Here is a 19,358-nt window from a genome sequence, read left to right as displayed (position 1 = left end):
TTCCACTCTGAAAGAGTCGATTTAATTGCATAAATTTGTTTTTTAAGGTGAAGTATTAGTATTCTTTTGCTAAGGTATTTTTATTCAGCCTTTTCATTACCGGTGGTGTTGGCGCACTACCGGTATTTTTATTTTAAGCCGAAAAACGTATTTATTCTTTGGGTTCTACCATAATCCTCCTTCCTGCTTGCTTAAATTTAATTGAACCGGATAATTCTAACATTTGTAGTACCTGGTTAAGATTGGTATTGCGCGGAATAGCACCGGCAAATTTCCAGGAACCAATGGTGGGCGGATAAGTAAATTCTACATCGTACCATCTTTCCAGTTGGGGCACTATAGCATTAAAATCTTCATTGTCGAACTGAAAATAACCTTCTTTCCAGGCTATTACCTGATCCAGATCAGCGGTGGTTGTTTTTATTTTAGCTTCTTGGTCTGTTATGGCCTGGAAGCCTGGTTTTAATATTAATCCCTCAGCGGCCTTGTTTACTTTAACCGAGCCTTCCAATAAAGTGGTTCTGGTTACACCTTCCTCAGAGTAAGCTTTAACATTAAAGTGGGTACCCAGCACCTCCACGATAATAGCGTTGGCAGTTACTCTAAAAGGTTGTTTCTTATTTTTGGCTACCTCAAAATACCCTTCGCCGATTAAAGTAACTTGGCGTTCGCTTGAGGTAAAAGCTACCGGAAATCGCAAAGTAGAGGCAGCATTAAGCCAAACCTGGGTGCCATCCGGGAGAGAAAGCTGGTATTGTCCTCCTTTAGGTGTGGAAATAGTATGGTATTCCAAAGCCCTACCGGCAGCCGGCTTACCCATAAATTGGTAAACTACTCTGCCGTTTAGTTTGGTTATTTTAATCTGGTCGTTAGCTCGTAATATTCCATCTTTGGTTTCATCGAGTATTAATTCGGTGCCATCGGCCAGGGTGAGTTTGGCTTGGTTCTTACCGGGTTTAATTTCTGGTAACTCAGCAGAAATAGCAGGATGTAAAGCTATGTTGGGCTGTTTTTTACTTACATAAACTGCTAAAAACGACAAGGCAACCAACAGAAAGACAGCCGCATATTTAAAAATGGATGGGTTAGGCCAAAGCTTTCTAATTCTATTTTCCGGCTGCGATTTTTCTACTAATTGCTGCCAATTCTTTTGGGTATCAATCGAAGCATAAAAATCCAGCTCTGCCTTAAGTTTCTCCTCATCTTGAATTGTTTGAAGAAAGGCTGTATTGGCTTTACTCTGGTTTAACCACCCTATTATTGCCTCCTCTTCCGAAGAATTTAATTCCCCGCGCAGGTACTTCATAATGAAGATGGCATTTGCAAAAGGATCTCGCTTGTTTTCCATAAGTGTGCTTCTATTTATTAAGACACACTCCTGTTGCAATTGGATGGAATAGCTTGAAAGTTATTTTTTTAAAAAAAGCTGAAGAACTAAAAGGAAGTCCGCTAAAAGCAACCAGTACATAGGTTTAAAAGCAGGAAGGGCAATATGGGAAAGTATTTGCTAGCGTAATAAGTTAATAAATTTATTCCGAAAGGAAGATAAGTAGGATTGCACCGAATATTTCGGGTTTTAACCGGAGGCGAAGTAATTGCAGCGAACGTTGCTTTTGGGACTTAACTGTAGCAACCGAAATACCCAACTCCTGGGCAATTTCCTGATTTTTCTTTTCTTCAATAAAGCTTAAATACGAAATTTTTTTGCAGCCCTCCGGAAGAGCTTCTAAAGCTAAATGTAACTCCGCTATTACCTCGGCCCTAGTTATAGAGGTGGCAATATAATCTTCATCCACTTCCGAAACAGCTACTTGCTCTAAGTATTTTGCCTCTACTTTATGATGTCGTAAGGCATTGAGGCTGGCGTTTTTTACAGAACTGTACAAATAAGGAAGCAAATTATTAATTGCAGCATGGGCATTTTCTCCTTCCTGATTCTTGTAATATTTCAGAAAGATTTCCTGCACAATATCTTCAGCAGTTTCTTTGTTAGCTACAATTTGAAAGGAAAAATAAACCAATTTTCTGAAGTGGGCATTAAACACGGTTTCTAAATCCATATCAACTGAGCTGGTAGTCATGTATTGGCTTGCGGGTTAAATTATGTGCAAAATGTATATTACAACCATAAAATATTAGCATTACTTTAAATAAGCAAACTAAATTTTAAATTTTTAGCAAATTAATAAAGGCTAGTCGATTAAAAAGTATGTGTTTAGTTTGCGGGTAACGTAATACGCTCTGCCTTAATCGAGCAGGAGTAAGGGTTAGGTTTGCTTTTGCTATTAAGCACGCACCAACAAAAAGCCCAGTTCCAACAAATAATCCAGAATACGAATAAATAAATTTTAATTTAATGAGCCCCGAGTAAGGAAAAACTGAATTAACCAAACTGCTAAAAAAAAATCACTAGATTCCTACTGGTAAGTTCCCTGCGAGCATGGTAGTGCGGGTATTATACCAAAATAGGGGCTCCTGCTTTATCGAACATTTGTTTATATTTCGGCCGGAAAATTAAAATTTTAAAAATTTACAGATTCCCGGAGCTAAAAATCTAGATATATCCGGCAGTGTAGCTAATTACCTAACCAATAACTTACAAATGAGGAAACAATTATTTTTATTAGTACTGAGCCTTTTTACCAGCTTATCCATTTTTGCGCAGCAGAAAAAGAAACAACCTAATATTTTAATAATCGTTTCGGACGACCACGCTTACCAGGCCATCAGCGCCTACGGCAGCAAATTAATGCAAACCCCCAACATCGATCGTATTGCCCGGGAAGGTGCAATTTTTAAAAAAGCGTACGTTACCAATTCTATTTGCGGGCCTAGTCGGGCGGTACTCTTAACGGGCAAGTACAGCCACAAAAACGGCTTTAAAGACAACGAAAATTCGCATTTCGACGGTAGTCAGGATACTTTTATTAAACAATTACGCGCCGGCGGCTACCAAACGGCCTGGGTAGGCAAGTGGCATTTAGAAAGCCAGCCGCAGGGCTTCGACTTCTGGCAAATTCTGCCCGCCCAGGGCCACTATTACAACCCGGATTTTTTAATGATGGATGGCACCCAGAAGCAGATAGAAGGGTACGTATCGGATATAACGGCTGACGTGGCCGAAAATTGGCTGGAGAAGCGCAACCCCGAAAAACCTTTCTGTTTGGTAGTGGGCCATAAAGCTACCCACCGTACCTGGTTGCCCGCTCCCGAAGATATGGGGCGGTTTGATAAAGTTACCTTTCCCGTTCCGGCTAACTTTTACGACACCTACCAAAACCGTGAGGCCGCCCGGGTGCAGGATATGAGTGTAGAAAAAACCATGCTGATGGGCTACGATTTAAAAATGTTTCCGGCCGGCGAAGAAATTAAAGACGGCACCATTACCCGCATGAACGCCGCCCAACGTGCTAAATTTGATGCGTATTACCAACCCATTCAAGCTGATTTACAAGCCCGTAACTTAACCGGCCGGGCCTTAACCGAGTGGAAATACCAGCGCTACCTGCGCGACTACCTGAGCACTGCCGCCTCCCTGGACCGCAGCATTGGCCGTACTTTAGATTACCTGGATAAACATCAATTAACCGATAACACCATTGTGATTTATTTATCGGATCAGGGTTTTTTCATGGGCGAGCACGGCTGGTTTGATAAGCGGTTTATGTACGAAGAATCGTTCCGGACCCCAATGGTAATGCGTTACCCGGGAGTAATAAAACCCGGCACGGTTTCTAACGACATGGTCATGAACCTGGATATTGCCCCTACCATGCTGGAAGCCGCCGGTTTGCCGGTACCTCACCAGATGCAAGGCCAATCGTTTTTACCAATTTTAAAAAATAATAATTCCAAAGGCCGCGAAGCTCTCTATTACCATTACTATGAAAATGGTGAACACGCTGTTTCGCCGCACTTTGGCGTAAAAACCAGCCGGTATAAACTTATCCGGTTTTATAAGCGCGTAGAAAGCTGGGAACTCTACGATCTGCAAAAAGACCCCCAGGAGATGCATAACATATATGGCCAGAAAGGCTACGAAAAAATTACCGCTACATTGCAAAATCAACTGACTAGCTTAATTAATAAATACGAGGACGAGGACGCTAAAAAGTTGTTAGCTAGTAAATAAGTTATGTAACACATGATGCTGAAAAAGATAAGCTGCTTCTTTTTAATTGTACTTGGCGCCTTCACCAGCTTTGCCCAAAATAAACCCAACGTGGTTTTTATCTTGGCCGACGATTTAGGTTACGGCGATATTGGCGTTTTCGGTCAGAAATTAATTAAAACCCCCAACATTGATAAATTAGCGGCAAATGGTATACGCTTTACGCAATTTTACGCGGGTACCTCGGTGTGCGCCCCATCGCGGGCGGCTCTGTTAACCGGCAAACATACGGGCCATACACCGGTTCGCGGCAATTACGAGATCCAACCCGAAGGTCAGTTTCCGCTGGCGGATTCTGTTTTTACCACGGCTGAGCTGTTCCGGAAAGCGGGTTATGCTACGGGATTGTTTGGCAAATGGGGGTTGGGTTTTCCGGGTTCGCCGGGCGAGCCCAATAAACAAGGCTTCAACCAGTTTTACGGGTATAATTGCCAGCGGCAATCGCATAATTTCTTTCCAAGTCATTTGTGGCATAATCAGCAACGGGTTAATTTAACGAATACGCCCACGGTTCAGCCGCAATATGCTCCCGAACTGATTCAGGAAAAAGCCTTGGCTTTTCTGGCGGCGAATAGTAAAAAACCTTTTTTCTTGTACCTGGCTTATACTTTACCGCACGCTGCTTTGCAATTGCCAGCAGATGATAAAAATTTAAAATTTTACAAAAAGCAATTCAACGAGCAGCCCCAAACTGTGCCGGCTACCTGGAATGGCGTGGGCTACCAGCCCCAAGCTTACCCCCGGGCTACCTACGCGGCCATGGTTACCCGCCTCGACGATTACGTAGGGCAAGTAGTGAGTCAGCTTAAAACTTTAGGATTAGATAAAAATACATTAATTGTTTTTACCAGCGATAACGGCCCGCACCGCGAAGGAGGGAACCAACTGGAGTATTTTAACAGCAGTGGTGGCTTCCGGGGCATTAAGCGCGATTTATACGAAGGCGGCATCCGGGTACCCATGATTGTAAGCTGGCCAGCCGTCATTAAACAAGCCCGGCAATCGGATTTTGTGGGGGCTGCCTGGGACTTTATGCCCACTTTTGCCCAACTCGTAAATCAACCGTTACCTAAGAACCTGGACGGAATTTCGATTTTACCAACCATACGGAACCAAGGAAAACAAACGGCTCACGAATTTTTGTACTGGGAGTTTCACGAAGACGGGGGGCGGCAAGCCGTGCGACTGGGTAATTGGAAAGGCGTACGATTAAACGTAAAGAAAGACCGCAACGGCCCCATTCAATTATTTAACTTAGCTAACGATCCGGGCGAGAAAAATGATATTAGTGCAGCACATCCGGAAATAGTCAAGCAAATAGCTAACCTCATGGCACGGGAACATGTTCCGAACAAAGATTTTCCGTTGTTGGCGATGGAATAGAAAAAATTTAAAAAATAGTTGGCCAACCTGATAGGAAGATGAAAGGCAGTAAAAACGTTGCGCATTAGTAGTAAGAAAACTATCTAGCGAAAACGTTTTTGCTGCCTTTTATTTTAAAAGCTTTTTAGCTTGTAAAGTTTATTAATTGTAATTGCCTTTAAGGTTTATACCATCCGTATTTTGGTGAGATGCCCGGTAATTGGTGGTAAAGACACCACCCATGGCGATGATTTTCGATGTTATTTAAAATTCTAAACAGCTTTTACGACCAAAGTCTAACATCTAATATCTAGCATCTAAAATCCAGAACAGCCCAGCATTGCTTTTACTTTACAGAAATTAGGTTTAAAAGCATTTCGGGTTCGTTGGTAGTAATAAAATCCACGTTTTCTTTCAACAGATTTTCCATAACAGCTTTATCATTTACCGTCCAGACGTTGATGGTTAATTTGTTTTGTTGCGCTTGTTTTATCCAATCGGGGTTTTTCTGTAATACACTAAAATGATAATCCAACCCATAAAACTTAGCTTGAGCCAATTCGGCTGGCGATTTGTCGCCGTTTAAATAAGCTACATGGGCGTAGGGCGCCAGCTTCATTAATTCCTGGCACACCTCATAGTCAAAACTAATGTAATCTACCCAGGCAGAGGCTTGTAGTTTTTCGACCAGGGCCACAATTTTGCGGGTAGCCGCCAGCGAATTTTCTTTACCTAATTCCGAAGCTTTAATCTCCAGTACCAGCTTGGTTTTATTTTGCTTCATGCCGGCTACTAAGTAATCTTCCAGGGTAGGCAGGTTTTCGCCGCTGCTCAGCTTTACGCTTTTTAATTGATCTGAAGTAGATTTAGCAACAGAGAGTCCTTGAATATCGGGGTCGTGGTTAATAAACAAAACCGAATCGGCAGACATGCGCACATCGAATTCGCTGCCTTCGCAACCCAGCGCAACCGCTTGGTTTAGAGCTGCCACTGAGTTTTCGGCCGCGCCCGTGTTTTTCCAGGCGCCCCGGTGCGCTACCACTTTATTCCGGATAAAAGCATCTTTTACTACCCGGAAGTTAGCGCTTACGTTACCGTTCGTTGTTTTTGCCGATACCACCACATCGGCCCAGTTCTGGCCCGGTTGCAGTTTTTCTTTGCGAATAGTTAACTTGTTATCTTTGCTTATTTTAAAAATTCCGGCCTGCGGACCGCTTAAAGTAATGGCTTTAATTTGAGAACCATTCCCTGCCCGGAGTTTAACTTGGCCCACCTCGGGTTGCTTATCCGAAAAAGTATAATTTGTAAGATAAAGCGGAGATTGTTCTTTGGTTTGTCCGAAGCTGTTCACGGATAAAAATGCTAGTTGCAACAAAATAAGAAAAAAGAATTTCTTCATGAGCCGAAATAAGTTGAAGTTTAAAAATTTAAAAAGAAGTTCTAAAGTATAAAAAGTGTAGCACTCCCGTAGCATGCAGGGCGTCAATCCAAACAAATTTTAAAAATTTAAATTTTTTGCGTACCACAAAATTAGTATTTATCTGAATTGCAGAAGCATTCAACATCGCTGCTTACAGTTTTAAAGCCGGCGAAATTAGAATGTGGTTGTTACCGAAAAATTAGCCCAGGATTAATAAATGATTAATAATCCAACCAAAACTGGTAAAATCAAGGCAGAAGCTATAGTTATTCAGCGGGATAAAAGCTTTATTTCTCTTGTGATGGGAGGAATAAGTACTGCGGAAAAGTAAATTTTTAAAAAATTAATGAATCAATGGAGCAAATTAAATAATACCTGCTAAGTTGAAATACAAACATCCTTCTATGTGTAGTAGGGAGATTTTTCCCATTGAAGCGGCGTGTGTAAATAAACATTTAAGGTAGCTAACTGGTAAACAAGCGTGGGTACCTTCTTTTGTTTTTTATCGGCGAACTTCTTTTTTTACTTAGGTTGGAGCACATGCTGGTAGAGCAAAATTTTCTCGCTTCTTTTGCCAAAAAATAACTAACTATTTTCGGGTTCAGAAGTATGTACATTACAATTATACCTGTTATTCAGGGCATAATATTTTTTAACTTCTTTGGTTTCGGGCAAAATCAATTTACTTTGTGAAATCAGTTAAGCCTTTAATTAATTAAAGGTCAAGGGCTTGTTGCTGTATAAAGTGCAGTTAAATTTAAAATAATATAAACACCAAAGCCCCAGGTTAAAAGCTAGGCAATTGGGGTGCTATAGCCTTTATAAAGTTGTGGTTAAAAGTATATCTTAATATAAAGTTAGTTGTTATTTACCTGAACCGGGAATGTGCCTTATATAAAATTTACGTCCTAAACTAAAAATTAATACATGCAAAACATTATGTACTCTAAACTTTACGCACCTCTATGACCAACCTGTACCCTCCCTTATTAACGGTTTTAAACCGGCTTTTTTTATGCTTTTTTTTCTTTGCTCTAACCATTTCGGCCACTAAGGCGCAACGCTCTCCAAACGCAGGCAAGCCATCTTTAAAAATGGCGCCTAACCAGGCTTTACGCAAAATCGGGCCGGAACTAGCTACTTTAAAAGCCCAACAGGCAGCCCGCCAGAATAATGCGGCAGCGCCCTTGGTTGCACCCCGTACCAATAAAAGTTTGTTGCAGGTAAAAGGTAATTACGTAGTAATAGAAGCCCTCTCGGAAAATTCTACACCCCAATTACTCGCGGATTTGCAAGCCCTAGGCATGACCCAATCGGCTTCTTTTGGCCGCATGGTATCGGGCGTGGTGCCCATTGCGAACCTGGATAAAATTGCTAAACTTAAAAGTTTGCGCTCGGCCCGGCCCGCATATAAACCTATTTCTAAAATTGGTAAAACAACTTCGCAGGGAGCCCGGGCGCTGTACACCGACGAAGCCCGGAAACAACAGGTAATTACCGGTAAAGGCAGCAAAGTAGGCATTATTTCGGATAGCTATAATGCGTTAGGCGGCGCCGATCAGGGCGTTAAATCCGGTGACTTACCCGGCAAAAACAATCCGAATAATTTTACCACGCCCGTAGAAGTTTTGCTGGACGAAGCCGCCGATTTTGGAAGCGACGAAGGGCGGGCTATGGCCGAAATTGTGCATGATTTAGCGCCGGGTGCCGAATTAGCTTTTTACTCCGCCAATTTTGGCGAAGCCAGTTTTGCCCAGGGTATTCTGGATTTACAAAAAGCGGGTTGTAATGTAATCACCGACGATATTACTTACCTGGCTGAGCCCATGTTTCAGGATGGTATTATTGCCCAAGCCGTAGATTCAGTTAAAAAAGCGGGTGCCAGCTACTTTACGGCCGCCGGTAATAATGGGCGCGAATCATATCAGGCACCTTTTAAATCCGGCGGAGTGGCTTACTTTGGCAGTAAGTCTTCTTTTGGGTCGCAAAAGGTAAAAAATGCGCATAATTTCGCTCCGGCTGGTAAGAAAAAAGATCTAACGCAGAAGATATACGTGCCCCTGGGCGCCACCATTATTTTTGCTTTTCAATACAGCGAACCATTTTATTCCGTGGGCAATGGGGCAAGCGAGGGCGCTAAAACAGATCTAGATATTTACCTGCTCACCGAAGACACTACTGATGTAGTGGCTTCTTCGGTTTACGCCAACCAGGGCAGCGACCCCGTCGAGATAATGTCTTTTACTAACGATGGTTCTTACGATAGTAATTACTTTAACCTCCTCATCGATAAATTCGACGGTCCGGCTGTTGGTCCGGGTACCATGAAATACGTGGTTTTTAAAGATAACAACGATATTTCTATCGAAGAATACCATACCAGTAGCAGCACCATTTACGGGCACAATAACGCGGCTGGTGCTATAACTACCGGAGCCGTATTTTTTATGGATACCCCGGCTTACGGAATTTCTACGCCCGTAGCTGAAAGTTTTTCTTCGGTGGGCGGCACGCCTATTTTATTCGATAAAAACGGAAAATCACGGTCGCGGCTCATCCGGCGCAAACCCGAAGTTATGGCTCCCGATGGGGTAAATAACACTTTCTTCGGAGATTCTTTCTTAGACGAATTTTACTTTTTTGGTACATCGGCGGCGGCTCCGCACGTAGCGGCCGTAGCCGCCCTGATGCAGGAGGCCAACGGGAATAATTTAAATGCCGACCAAATTAAAACGGCCCTGCAGCAAACCGCCCTGAACATGAACGAACCCGGCTTTGACTATGAAACCGGTTACGGCTACATAAACGCGCAAAAAGCCATTGCCCGCGTTGCCAAACCCCGCATCCTGGATTTTGTGCTAATAGATGCCGATTCCCGGCAGATTATTCAAGTATTACATACCGGCGATGTCTTAAACCTGACCCGGTTACCTTCGCGTAACGTGTACATTCAGGCGCGTACCGGTCCGGCCAAAATAGGCAGTGTTTTAATCGATTTTAATGATAACCAAGTTATTGAAAACAAATTGCCTTATGTTTATCCCGGGGCTATGGCTGAATTTTTTAAATTAACTGAAGGCAGTTACACCTTAACCGCCGTGCCTTACTCGCAAGCCAAAGGCCAGGGCAACGAAGGCGTGCCTTCAACCATCAGCTTTCGGGCGGTAGAAGAAAAAATTGTACGCTTTGAGTTGTACCATGTAAGCGACGGTAATGTAATCCGGGAATTAAAAGAAAACACGGAACTGGACCTGGCGACTTTGCCAGCCGATTTAAACATCCGGGCGGTAACCAACCCGGTGGTAGTGGGCAGTGTACAATTTGATTTAAACGGGAATACTACCGTTGAGAATATTAATACCTACGACTTAGCGGGCAGCTCCGGGCAGAGTATTTCGTTTAAACCAGGCGATTATACGTTAACTGCCGGTATTTATCCTTATGCAAAGGCTCGCGGCCAGGTAGGCGGCTCTTTAACCATCAACTTCCGGGTAATTAACAGTACGGTGCGTGCTCAGGATGCGCAGCTAAGCGTTGCGCCGAACCCATTTGCGCAACAAGCCCGGCTTAGCTTTAGCGTGCCCACCACCGACAACGCTTCCCTGATTATTTACAACTTAAATGGGAAACAAGTAGCGGTATTGCATAACGGCGAAGCTGTTGCGGGCAAACAATACGAGTACGTGTTAAACGGGAACTCCTTACCGGGCGGTTGGTACATTAGCCGTTTAGTAACGAGTAAAACCAGTCTGCACCAAAAACTACGTTTAGTAAAGTAAATTTTTAAAAATTTAAATAGCCACCTGCTTCCTTTATTGTTCGGGAGCCAGGTGGCTTTATTTTAAATTTTTATTCCGGCAGCAACAATTTATCTTCTTTAAGGTTGCTTCCCGCCTTCATGTTTTGGTGCTATCTAACTAGCAAGTTAAAAGATTTGCCTCGTGGTCGGCGGGCCTCGTTTACCCCTCCACCTAAAGGCAAGCTAAAACAGGGGAGGAGATGCCGCTATTCTGTTTCCTCAACTCCGTTTGCTGAATTTTGCTGCGCAAAACCGAAATCCTAGCAGGTGCACTTGAGCCAAACTGGTATTTTTGCTTGTAGTCGCTGCTTTTCTTCCAAGTCTTGTATAATTAAGAATAAGAAAAATGGGTTTAATTGGCGGCTAAAAATTACAAGAGTTAATGGAATTAAACTTCCTTATTCCGCTTCCCTCTCTTAACATATTTAATAAATGTGGCTTCATACAATTTAATAATATTTTAAAAAGTAAAAACCAAAGCTAAGCGCTACTGACCCCAGTTTGGCTGTTGAGGACCTTCTAAGGTTCCGGTGCGCAGCATTGCGAGGCACGAGCAAAGGAAGCTTAGACCGTCCGAAAGAGCCAAATGAGGCCCGCCGGCCACGAGGCAAAATCTTGTAGTTAGCCAGTTAGATAGCACCACAGCCTGGAGACTTGAAAAGGCTCCAAAGAAAAAACTTGCTTCCACCGTACATGATCTAGAGTTCAATCTGTTTAAAATCATTATATAAAAATACCGCCTCTGCAAAAACAGCATTTTTAAAAAATTTACTTTTCCAGCACCTTTACTTGTAAACGCGAGGCATTTTGGGCATCGTGGTATACCCGGATGGTGGATTTAAGGTAATCTTTGGGTTCGGCTTCGTAGATGTTCATAAACTGCTGCGGATTGCGGTCCGAGAGTGGGAACCAGGAACTTTGAATCTGCACCATCACTTTGTGGCCTTTTTTAAAAGTATGCAGCAAATCCGGGATTTCATATTTAACTGGTGTAACAGTGTTGGGCTGAAAGGCCGTTGGTTTTTCGAAACTGTTCCGGTATTTGCCCCGCATAATTTCGGCGCGCACCAGTTGCTGGTAGCCACTCATGTTAACCGTGCGGTCTGGAGCCGCCACCGAATCAGGGGTATCTTCCGGGTACACATCAATCAATTTTACCACGAAATCGGCATCGGTGGTACTCAGGCTCACGCGCAAATCGGCTAAAATGGGACCCGCTAAAGTTAAATCGCTGGAAAGTGGCTCGGAGGTAAACGTTAATACATCGGGCCGGGTAGCGGCAAACCGTTGATCATCGAGCATGTATTCGCGGGTGCGGGTCCGGTGTACGGGGCCTTGATAAGGTACGGGTTTGGCCGGGTCCGAAACGTATTCGGCGAAGGCATTGGTAACGGTAGGAGCGGAGAAGCCTAGTTGGTTGTTTGGTAATAAATACTGGCTACGTTCTTGCAGGTTAGCTGGCGGCCAGTTAGCAAATTTGCGCCATTGATTGGTACCGGTCTGGAAAATAGTGGCTTCGGCAAGTTCAGGCGCATTGCCTTGGTTTTTTAAATGGTAATTCATGAAAGGTAGAAACAAGCTATCCAGATAAAATTGGCCGGTAGGCGCTCCAAACGAAATATCGCCTAACGAACTTGCTTCGGACCACCAGCAACCGTGACACCACGGACCCATTACTAATTTGTTATCTGCCCGCGGGTTTTGTTTTTCCAGTTTCTCGTAGGTTTCCAAAGCCCCGTATAAATCTTCGGCATCGTACCAGCCGCCTACGGTTAGCAATGTAGGTTTTAAGTTCTTCGCGTGCGAAAGCGGATTGCGGCTTTGCCAGTAACTGTCGTAATCTGGGTGGGCCAGTATATCGTTCCAGAACGGAATGCTGTCTTTAAAAAATTCAGTATTGGCGCGCTTGGGCGTTTGAATGGTATTTAAAAAATAATCGTAATTGTTCCGGTTTTTACTATTGGTTACGCCAAAGGTACGGGTGGCAGGTTTGTCGGGTGTGTCTTGGTTAAAGCGCGGCAGAAAATCAAAAAAATCCATCCAGAAAAAAGCGCCTTTGTGGTGCACATCGTCACCGATAAACCAATCCGTTACCGGCGCCTGCGGCGATACCGCTTTTAATGCCGGATGATTGCTGATAGCCGCGGCCGTGGCATAAAACCCCGGATATGATACACCGTGAATGCCCACTTTGCCGTTATTGCCTTTTATATTTTTCAGCAGCCAGTCAATCGCGTCGTACGTATCGGTGGCTTCGTCGGGTTGTTTTTGTTTCTTCTTTTCGGCGTTAGCTACCAGGGGACGTTCGTGGTCGAATTTGCCCGTGGAGCGCCAGCGGCCGCGGACATCTTGTTCTACCAAAATAAAACCTTCGCGCAGCAGGCGGGCAAAACTAGGCGCGGTATAAACCCGGCTGTACAAGCGCGTAGCATTATACGGCGTCCGGATCATTAAAAAAGGATATTGCTGCTTCGGCCCGGCATTATTGGGTACCAGTATTTCGGTGTATAATTTTACTCCGTCGCGCATGGGTATCATTTCTTTGCGCCATTGGTAGTTTTGCACCAGGTACAAACTATCTTGTTTTTGCTCGGCGGTAAGCTTCACTGCCGGGGTTTGAGCCTGCGCATTTACAGTAATCAGTACGCCGATCACGAAGAGGAAGAGTAGCTTTAATCGCATTATTTTAAAATTTAAAAATTTGGTGAGAAGCCGAACTAAAACTTGAATGTAGCGAGATTTGTAAACCCATGAAAGATTTATTTAAACAGAGAGGCAACAAGGCAAGAAACAATTTGATTATATCAGAAGCTGGTATCTTGTTATTTAAATAACGGCCAGATTATAAGTTGTTTAGCTTTGTAAAGTTTGTCATGAAAAGCATTAGCTAGGTATTGTGCCAGAAGTATTGTGGTGAGAATATTTCCAACGGCGACACTTTTCGAAAAAAATTAAAATACGAGGTAGCTTAATTAATCTGGCCCAAGTAAATTTTAAAAATTTTAAAAAATCACAGCGATGTTGCAGGTTAGATAGATAAAATAATTTTTGCTATTTCCCGATTAAAATAAAAGGAGCCCAGTAAAAAGGCGAGCGGTAGGAGCTATGGTTTATCAGTTTGCGTTTTGCAATTTGTAAAGCAGTGGCTTTATCCTTGCCGGCTAAAAGGGCCTGGTAAAAGTATTTCATTAAGTTAGCCGTAGATTCGTCGGACACTTTCCATAAAGAAACAACGATGTTTTTGGCGCCCGCAAACAATAAAGCCCGGCTTAGGCCAATAACGCCTTCGCCTTGCGCTAATTTCCCTAATCCGGTTTCACAAGCCGAAAGGGTTACTAAATCGGCATTTAAATGTAAATTATAAATTTCGCCGGTATACAAAATGCCATCTTCCGGACCAGGGTTGTTTTGAGCCAGCATTAGACCAGATAATTCCGGAAAGGTTTGGTTCACGAAGCCGTGGGTGGCCAGGTGCAGGTAATTATACTGGCTAATATCCGGACTTTTTAAATGATCTTCGGTGGCTTTTTGGTACAAGTATACTTGCGCCCTGGCTCCTTTGGCCCGGAACAATTGCCCAATAGTTTCGACCTCGCCTTCCGAAGCCAGCAGCGGCATAATAGGTTGCTCTTCTGCTATTTGGGTGCCGATTCGGGTAATTTCCTGATGAAGCGCGTAGTGTTGCTTGCTTCCCAATTTAATTTTGCTGGTAGCTGCGGAATGGCTCAACATTGAATCTGCAAATACTGGCGCCAAGGCTAACAAATGCTTCGCGGTAGTTTCTTTGGTTTGCATTAACCGTTCGTAAAGCAAGCGCCCCGAATACGCATAACTTACGTTGTATTTATGCAGCAAGTAAGCCCCCGATCTATTAAGTTTCACTTTGCCGGCTTGGGTGAGTAGCGCTTCAAACGGAAATAAATTTAATTTCCCGTCCGGTATAATAATTAAAGATTTTGTATTGGCCGGAATAGACGAAGGTATTAATATCCGGTACAGTTTATAAGCTACTTGCCGGTACAGATCGGCGTCTTTTAAAACAATGGCATCCCGGAAAGCATCTAGTTGTCGTTCAAAAAGACTGTCGATGGGGATGGATTTTACCTCAAAAAAGTGATTGCCCAACATAAATACCTGCAGCGCATCTGGGCTCAGGGCATACTCCAGCACTACCGTCCGGTCAGTTAGTTTTTCCTGCAACTGCTGCGGCGAAACTACCGCGGCCTGGTACTTTAAATCGTAGTACCGGGGATAAAATTCTTCGAATTGGTTTACCAGTTTTTCTTTTTGGCGGTGCGCATTAAATAATTGGTTTTGGTAGCTTATTAGTTTTGCGCTGTCTGCTTCCGTGCCTTTGTTTAATTCTTTAGCTAAGTGTTGGGTATACTGGGCTAGCTGGCTGCGTAAGTTTTGATCTTGTTGTAACAACGAATCGGGAATGCCCGCAAAAATTTTTGCTTTAGACTCCAGCAAAGAAGAAAGTAACACGCTGGATTTTCCGCGTTCCGCAAAGTAAAAAGCTTTATCCAGATAAGTTTGTTGTCGGGTTAGGTTATACAATTTTAAACATAAAGGCAAAGCTTGTTGGTAAAGCTCTACGGTGCTGGCGTTAAAGGCCACCTTATCGCTTTCACTTTCCTGGTTTCGCTGAATTTTGTTGGCTAAAGAATCGGTGAGGCAGGCAGTTTGGTAAGCTACTAGCAGGTCGGTAGTATCGTGCGATTGATTAAACGAGGTTTCCAGCACTTTGGCCTTGGTTCGTAACGAAACAAGCAAGGTTTTAGAAGTTAAATATGGTTTAGTTTGCCCCGCCAGAATAGGATTGCGAGCAACCAGGGTATCCTGAAAGGCGGGTACGTTCGCGATAATAGCTTGCTGATACAATTGCAATGCTTTTCGCAACTGTCCTTGCTGGGCATATACTTTTCCTAATTGGTTGTAAGAATCGGCTACGCTGGGATGCGATGTGCCAAAAATTTTTAAAAAGTGGTGTAAAGCCTGGTTGTGGTAAGCCGCGGCTTTGGCATAATCTTTTTTGGCCAGGTATAAAATACCGTGTTGCGTGTATGATTCGCCAATGCTGGGGTGGTTTTCGCCAAATACCGAACGCCGGATTAAAAGGGCCATTTGATGGTAATCCAAGGCTGTTTCATAATCACCTTGCATTAAGTATACGTTGCCTAAATTATAGTAAGCATCGGCTACTTTGGGATGTTTTTCGCCCAACCCAGAACATTTTATTTGCAGGGCTTTCAGGTGGTATTCTAAAGCTGTTTTGTAATCTTTTCTTAATTCAAAAACATTGCCTATATCGTTGTAAGAAGTGGCCACGTGCGGGTGCGATTCGCCCAGGGCCACCCGCCGGATTTGCAGGGCTTTCTGGTAGTATTCTAAAGCTTTGCTGGATTCTCCTTTAATCAGGTAAATGCTCCCGATGGTTTGGTGCGAACTGGCCCTGCCGGGATGCATTTCCGGTAAAATGGAACTTCTGATTTGCAACGATTTCTGGTAATATTCTAACGCTTTATCGTAGTCGCCTTTTTCGCTGTATAAATTGCCGAAAACGTGGTAAGAGTCGGCTACGTCCAGGTGTTGTTCGCCAAAAACCACTAGCCGGATTTGCAATCCTTTTTGGTGGTATTCCAAGGCTTTGTCAAACTCCCCGGTAAGGTGGTACACGTTGCCAATATTGTTGTAAGAACCGGCAACACTCGGGTGGTTTTCACCGAATAAAGTACGCCGGATGTGCAAGGCCTTCTGGTGATACTCCAGGGCTTTATCGTACTCGCCTTTATAATGGTAGTTGTTGCCGATGCTGTTTAAAGAATTACCTACATCCAGATGGATTTCGCCCAGGGCAGCTTTCCGGATCTGTAATCCTTTTAAATGGTATTCCAGACCTTTATCGTACTGACCCGTTATAAAATAAACGTTGCCGATATAATAATACGAATTACCTATTCCTAGGTGTGTTTCGTTTAAAGTAGCGCGCCTAACTTTTAACGATTTCTGGTGGTATTCTAACGCTTTGGGGTATTCGCCCTGCCCGAAGTAAATGTTACCGATTAAATTATAAGAATCGGCTACATCCGGATGGAGCTGCCCCAGAGTGGCTATCCGCAAGAGCAAAGCCTTTTGCTGGTAATTTAAGGCTTGCGGGTACTCGGCTTTTATTAAATGCACATGGCCCAACGTAATATACGTGGAAATGGCCTTGCTGGAATCAATAGGTTGTTTAGTAAATATCTCTTTTAATGTTTGGTTGGCTTTTTCTAAGGCTTCGGGGTATTTACCAACCAAATATAAACTCCGCGAAAGCTTATTGTCGCAATCTATTTTTTCGGCCCATTTTTTATTTTTCTGAAATAAAACAGATGCCTGATTAAAAAGTGGGACTGAGGCGCTGTAGTTTCCTTTTTGTTCGAAGGCCTCGGCTTGCTGGTAATACTGGCGGGCCGTGTTTATTTCGGTTTGTGATGGCAGTTTTTGCGCCCAAACAGTCTGTAATGTAATGCCACACAAAAGAAAGAAACCTGCTAAAAAAAACTTCATCGGGGTAAATACCGGGTAGTAGTTTAAATACTTGCCAAATTTGAATATACCAGTAGAAAAGTAATAATTTAAACTGCTTATTCCTATTTAAAATAAAAAATTTACCATAAATTGTAAGTCATTGAAGCTAAATTAGCTATTTGAAAAAAAGCAGGTTCATGGACTTAAAGTATCTTGCCTGGTTTAACTTTAAACAGAAATGGTAGGTGAACGAAGCTTAGGTAAAAATGAAAATACAGTTACATACCCGAAATTTATTTTTTTTTAAAAATCGTCATTTATCTGGTTTCCGGAAGAGCCTTTGCTTTAGCTTGCTTTTTACCGTAATAGCAGTAAAAGCCAATAGCCAGGAATTATTGTCGGTTGCATCGCCTAAGTACCAGGTAGCGCACCAGGTGTTCGACCGGTTAACGTATGCTTTTGCCGATACTCGTCCGCAGCCCCGCCTGGAAATAGTAGCCCGCAGTTCTAAAAAAAATAAAGTAATAGCGCAATACCGCCCGGGCAGTCAACCGGTTATTCAACTGGACGAAGAAGTATACGACTTATGCCGGAAATTACAACAGGATTCGCTGAATGCATTGGCCGTTTTGCTTAGCCACGAGTTAGCGCATCATTACAAAAACCACGATTGGTATTTTACTTTTGGCATTGCAAATAACACAACTTCTAAAGAAAGCATCCGGCAGTTTGAGTCGGCGGCCGATTTTTACGGTTGCTTTTACGGCGAATTATCCGGTTTTGCTACGGCTCGGGTTTTTCCGCGGGTACTGGATTTAATTTACCAACATTTTAATCTGGCAAACCACCTGGAGGGATATCCTACCAAAGAAGAACGTAAAGCCATTTACGCCGAAAAGCAAAAAGAAGCCATTAAAATGGTGGCGGTGTTTAAGTCAGGTTTGTTTCTTTATTTGATTCAGGAGTTTGGGCCGGCCGCCCAGTGTTTCGATTATCTGGCCAACCAGTTTCCGAGCCGGGAAATCATCAATAATTTAGCGGCGGCCAAGCTGCAACTGGCCTTGCAAATTTATAATAAGCAAGAGCAGCCTGGCTTTGTATACCCAGTAGAGTTAGACGCCAATAGCCGTTTGGCATCTGCCCGCCGCGATATGCCCGATGCTTACAATAATAAACAGTTAGAAGATTTATTAACGGATGCGCGGCGCAACGCCGAAAAGTCGCGGGAAATTGATCCAAGCTATGTGCCGGCGTACATTAACCTGGCTTGTATTTATTCGTTGCAAGGCAACCAACCCGCGGCCATTGGCATTATAAACGAGTTAAAACCCGCCACGATCACGGGCAATGCTCATGCGGTTCGGGCTATTGCTTATTATAAAGATAACCAGTTAGTTAAAGCCAAAAAAGATTTTGAACTAGCCCAGCAGAAAGGCGCCTATAAAGCGCAGTATAACCTGGAACTATTTGGTAGAATGAATGAATCGCTGGCCGGTAGTTTAACTACCTGGATCATGAGCTGGTTTCAGGAAGAAGCTGCGCTGCATACCACCCGGTCTGGAATGAAAGAAAAAATAGGAAACCAGCCTATTAGCGCACCTTTGCCGGCCCAAACTCCGCGCGTAGCCGTAAACAAAAACCCCGCGCTGGTTATTCAATGGAGTGAGCAAAATGATTACCTGCAACTGGGTATCCAAAATGCGAACCGCCATTACCTGGTGCACCTAACTCAGGAAAACTACAATCACCCTACGGCCCGCAAAATAAAACGAGGTACCTCGCTGGAAAATTTAAAAAATAAGTACGGCGATCCGGCCTATAGCTTTTCGGGTGCTACCGGCGATTACCTGGTTTACCCTGAAAATAAAATAGCGTTTCTGCTGGATAAAAGTAAACGGGTAAACAGTTGGCTGGTATATGGCCGCACCTTGTAAGGCAAAACAACGCCGTTTTTAATTTAATATTAGCTAGACTACAGCCTTTTTTTTGGCCTGATTACGCCGGAAAAAAGGTTGTATTTTTTTGTACGTACAAAATATACTTTGTTCATTTTAAAGTCTTTGTTACGCTTTTTACAAGTCCACTGGTTTTAT

The 19,358-nt window shown here is 43.4% G+C and carries 9 protein-coding genes; 4 read left to right on the top strand and 5 right to left on the bottom strand.

What is annotated here, in order from left to right; all coding sequences use genetic code 11:
• Positions 1-151: 151 nt before the first annotated feature.
• Positions 152-1,348: a FecR family protein gene (locus HUW51_RS24185; RefSeq protein ID WP_185272146.1), complete on the bottom strand. Its 1,197-nt coding sequence runs from the start codon at positions 1,346-1,348 to the stop codon at positions 152-154.
• A 181-nt stretch (positions 1,349-1,529) separates the two neighbouring features.
• The gene (locus HUW51_RS24180) at positions 1,530-2,081 is read right to left on the bottom strand and encodes an RNA polymerase sigma-70 factor (protein WP_185272145.1); all 552 of its coding nucleotides are present in this window, start codon (positions 2,079-2,081) and stop codon (positions 1,530-1,532) included.
• Positions 2,082-2,602: 521 nt separating this feature from the next.
• On the opposite strand from HUW51_RS24180, the gene HUW51_RS24175 reads away from it, so the two are divergent.
• Positions 2,603-4,132, top strand: a complete 1,530-nt coding sequence (locus tag HUW51_RS24175; RefSeq protein WP_185272144.1) for a sulfatase family protein — start codon at positions 2,603-2,605, stop codon at positions 4,130-4,132.
• A gap of 12 nt (positions 4,133-4,144) precedes the next feature.
• Positions 4,145-5,554, top strand: a complete 1,410-nt coding sequence (locus tag HUW51_RS24170) for an arylsulfatase (protein WP_185272143.1) — start codon at positions 4,145-4,147, stop codon at positions 5,552-5,554.
• Between the two features lie 325 nt (positions 5,555-5,879).
• On the opposite strand, the gene HUW51_RS24165 is transcribed toward HUW51_RS24170, so the two are convergent.
• Positions 5,880-6,932 (bottom strand): glycerophosphodiester phosphodiesterase family protein, encoded by a 1,053-nt coding sequence (locus HUW51_RS24165; RefSeq protein ID WP_185272142.1) that lies wholly within the window; start codon positions 6,930-6,932, stop codon positions 5,880-5,882.
• 986 nt (positions 6,933-7,918) lie between these two features.
• Here HUW51_RS24165 and HUW51_RS24160 point away from each other — a divergent pair.
• Positions 7,919-10,732: a S8 family serine peptidase gene (locus HUW51_RS24160; RefSeq protein ID WP_185272141.1), complete on the top strand. Its 2,814-nt coding sequence runs from the start codon at positions 7,919-7,921 to the stop codon at positions 10,730-10,732.
• Between the two features lie 788 nt (positions 10,733-11,520).
• Here the strand turns inward: HUW51_RS24160 and HUW51_RS24155 are convergent.
• Both HUW51_RS24155 and HUW51_RS24150 read right to left on the bottom strand, forming a co-directional pair.
• Entirely contained in the window at positions 11,521-13,434 is a 1,914-nt protein-coding gene (locus HUW51_RS24155; RefSeq protein WP_185272140.1) for a CocE/NonD family hydrolase, read from the bottom strand.
• Positions 13,435-13,803: 369 nt separating this feature from the next.
• The gene (locus HUW51_RS24150) at positions 13,804-17,304 is read right to left on the bottom strand and encodes a CHAT domain-containing protein (RefSeq protein ID WP_185272139.1); all 3,501 of its coding nucleotides are present in this window, start codon (positions 17,302-17,304) and stop codon (positions 13,804-13,806) included.
• A 227-nt stretch (positions 17,305-17,531) separates the two neighbouring features.
• Between HUW51_RS24150 and HUW51_RS24145 the strand changes: the two genes are divergently transcribed.
• Complete coding sequence (locus HUW51_RS24145; protein ID WP_185272138.1) at positions 17,532-19,199, top strand: tetratricopeptide repeat protein; 1,668 nt, start codon at positions 17,532-17,534, stop codon at positions 19,197-19,199.
• Positions 19,200-19,358: the final 159 nt, after the last annotated feature.

It is taken from the genome of Adhaeribacter swui, assembly GCF_014217805.1.
Taxonomy (GTDB): domain Bacteria; phylum Bacteroidota; class Bacteroidia; order Cytophagales; family Hymenobacteraceae; genus Adhaeribacter; species Adhaeribacter swui.
Note: the sequence above shows the minus strand (reverse complement) of the source record. Positions and strands in the feature narration are given on the sequence as shown.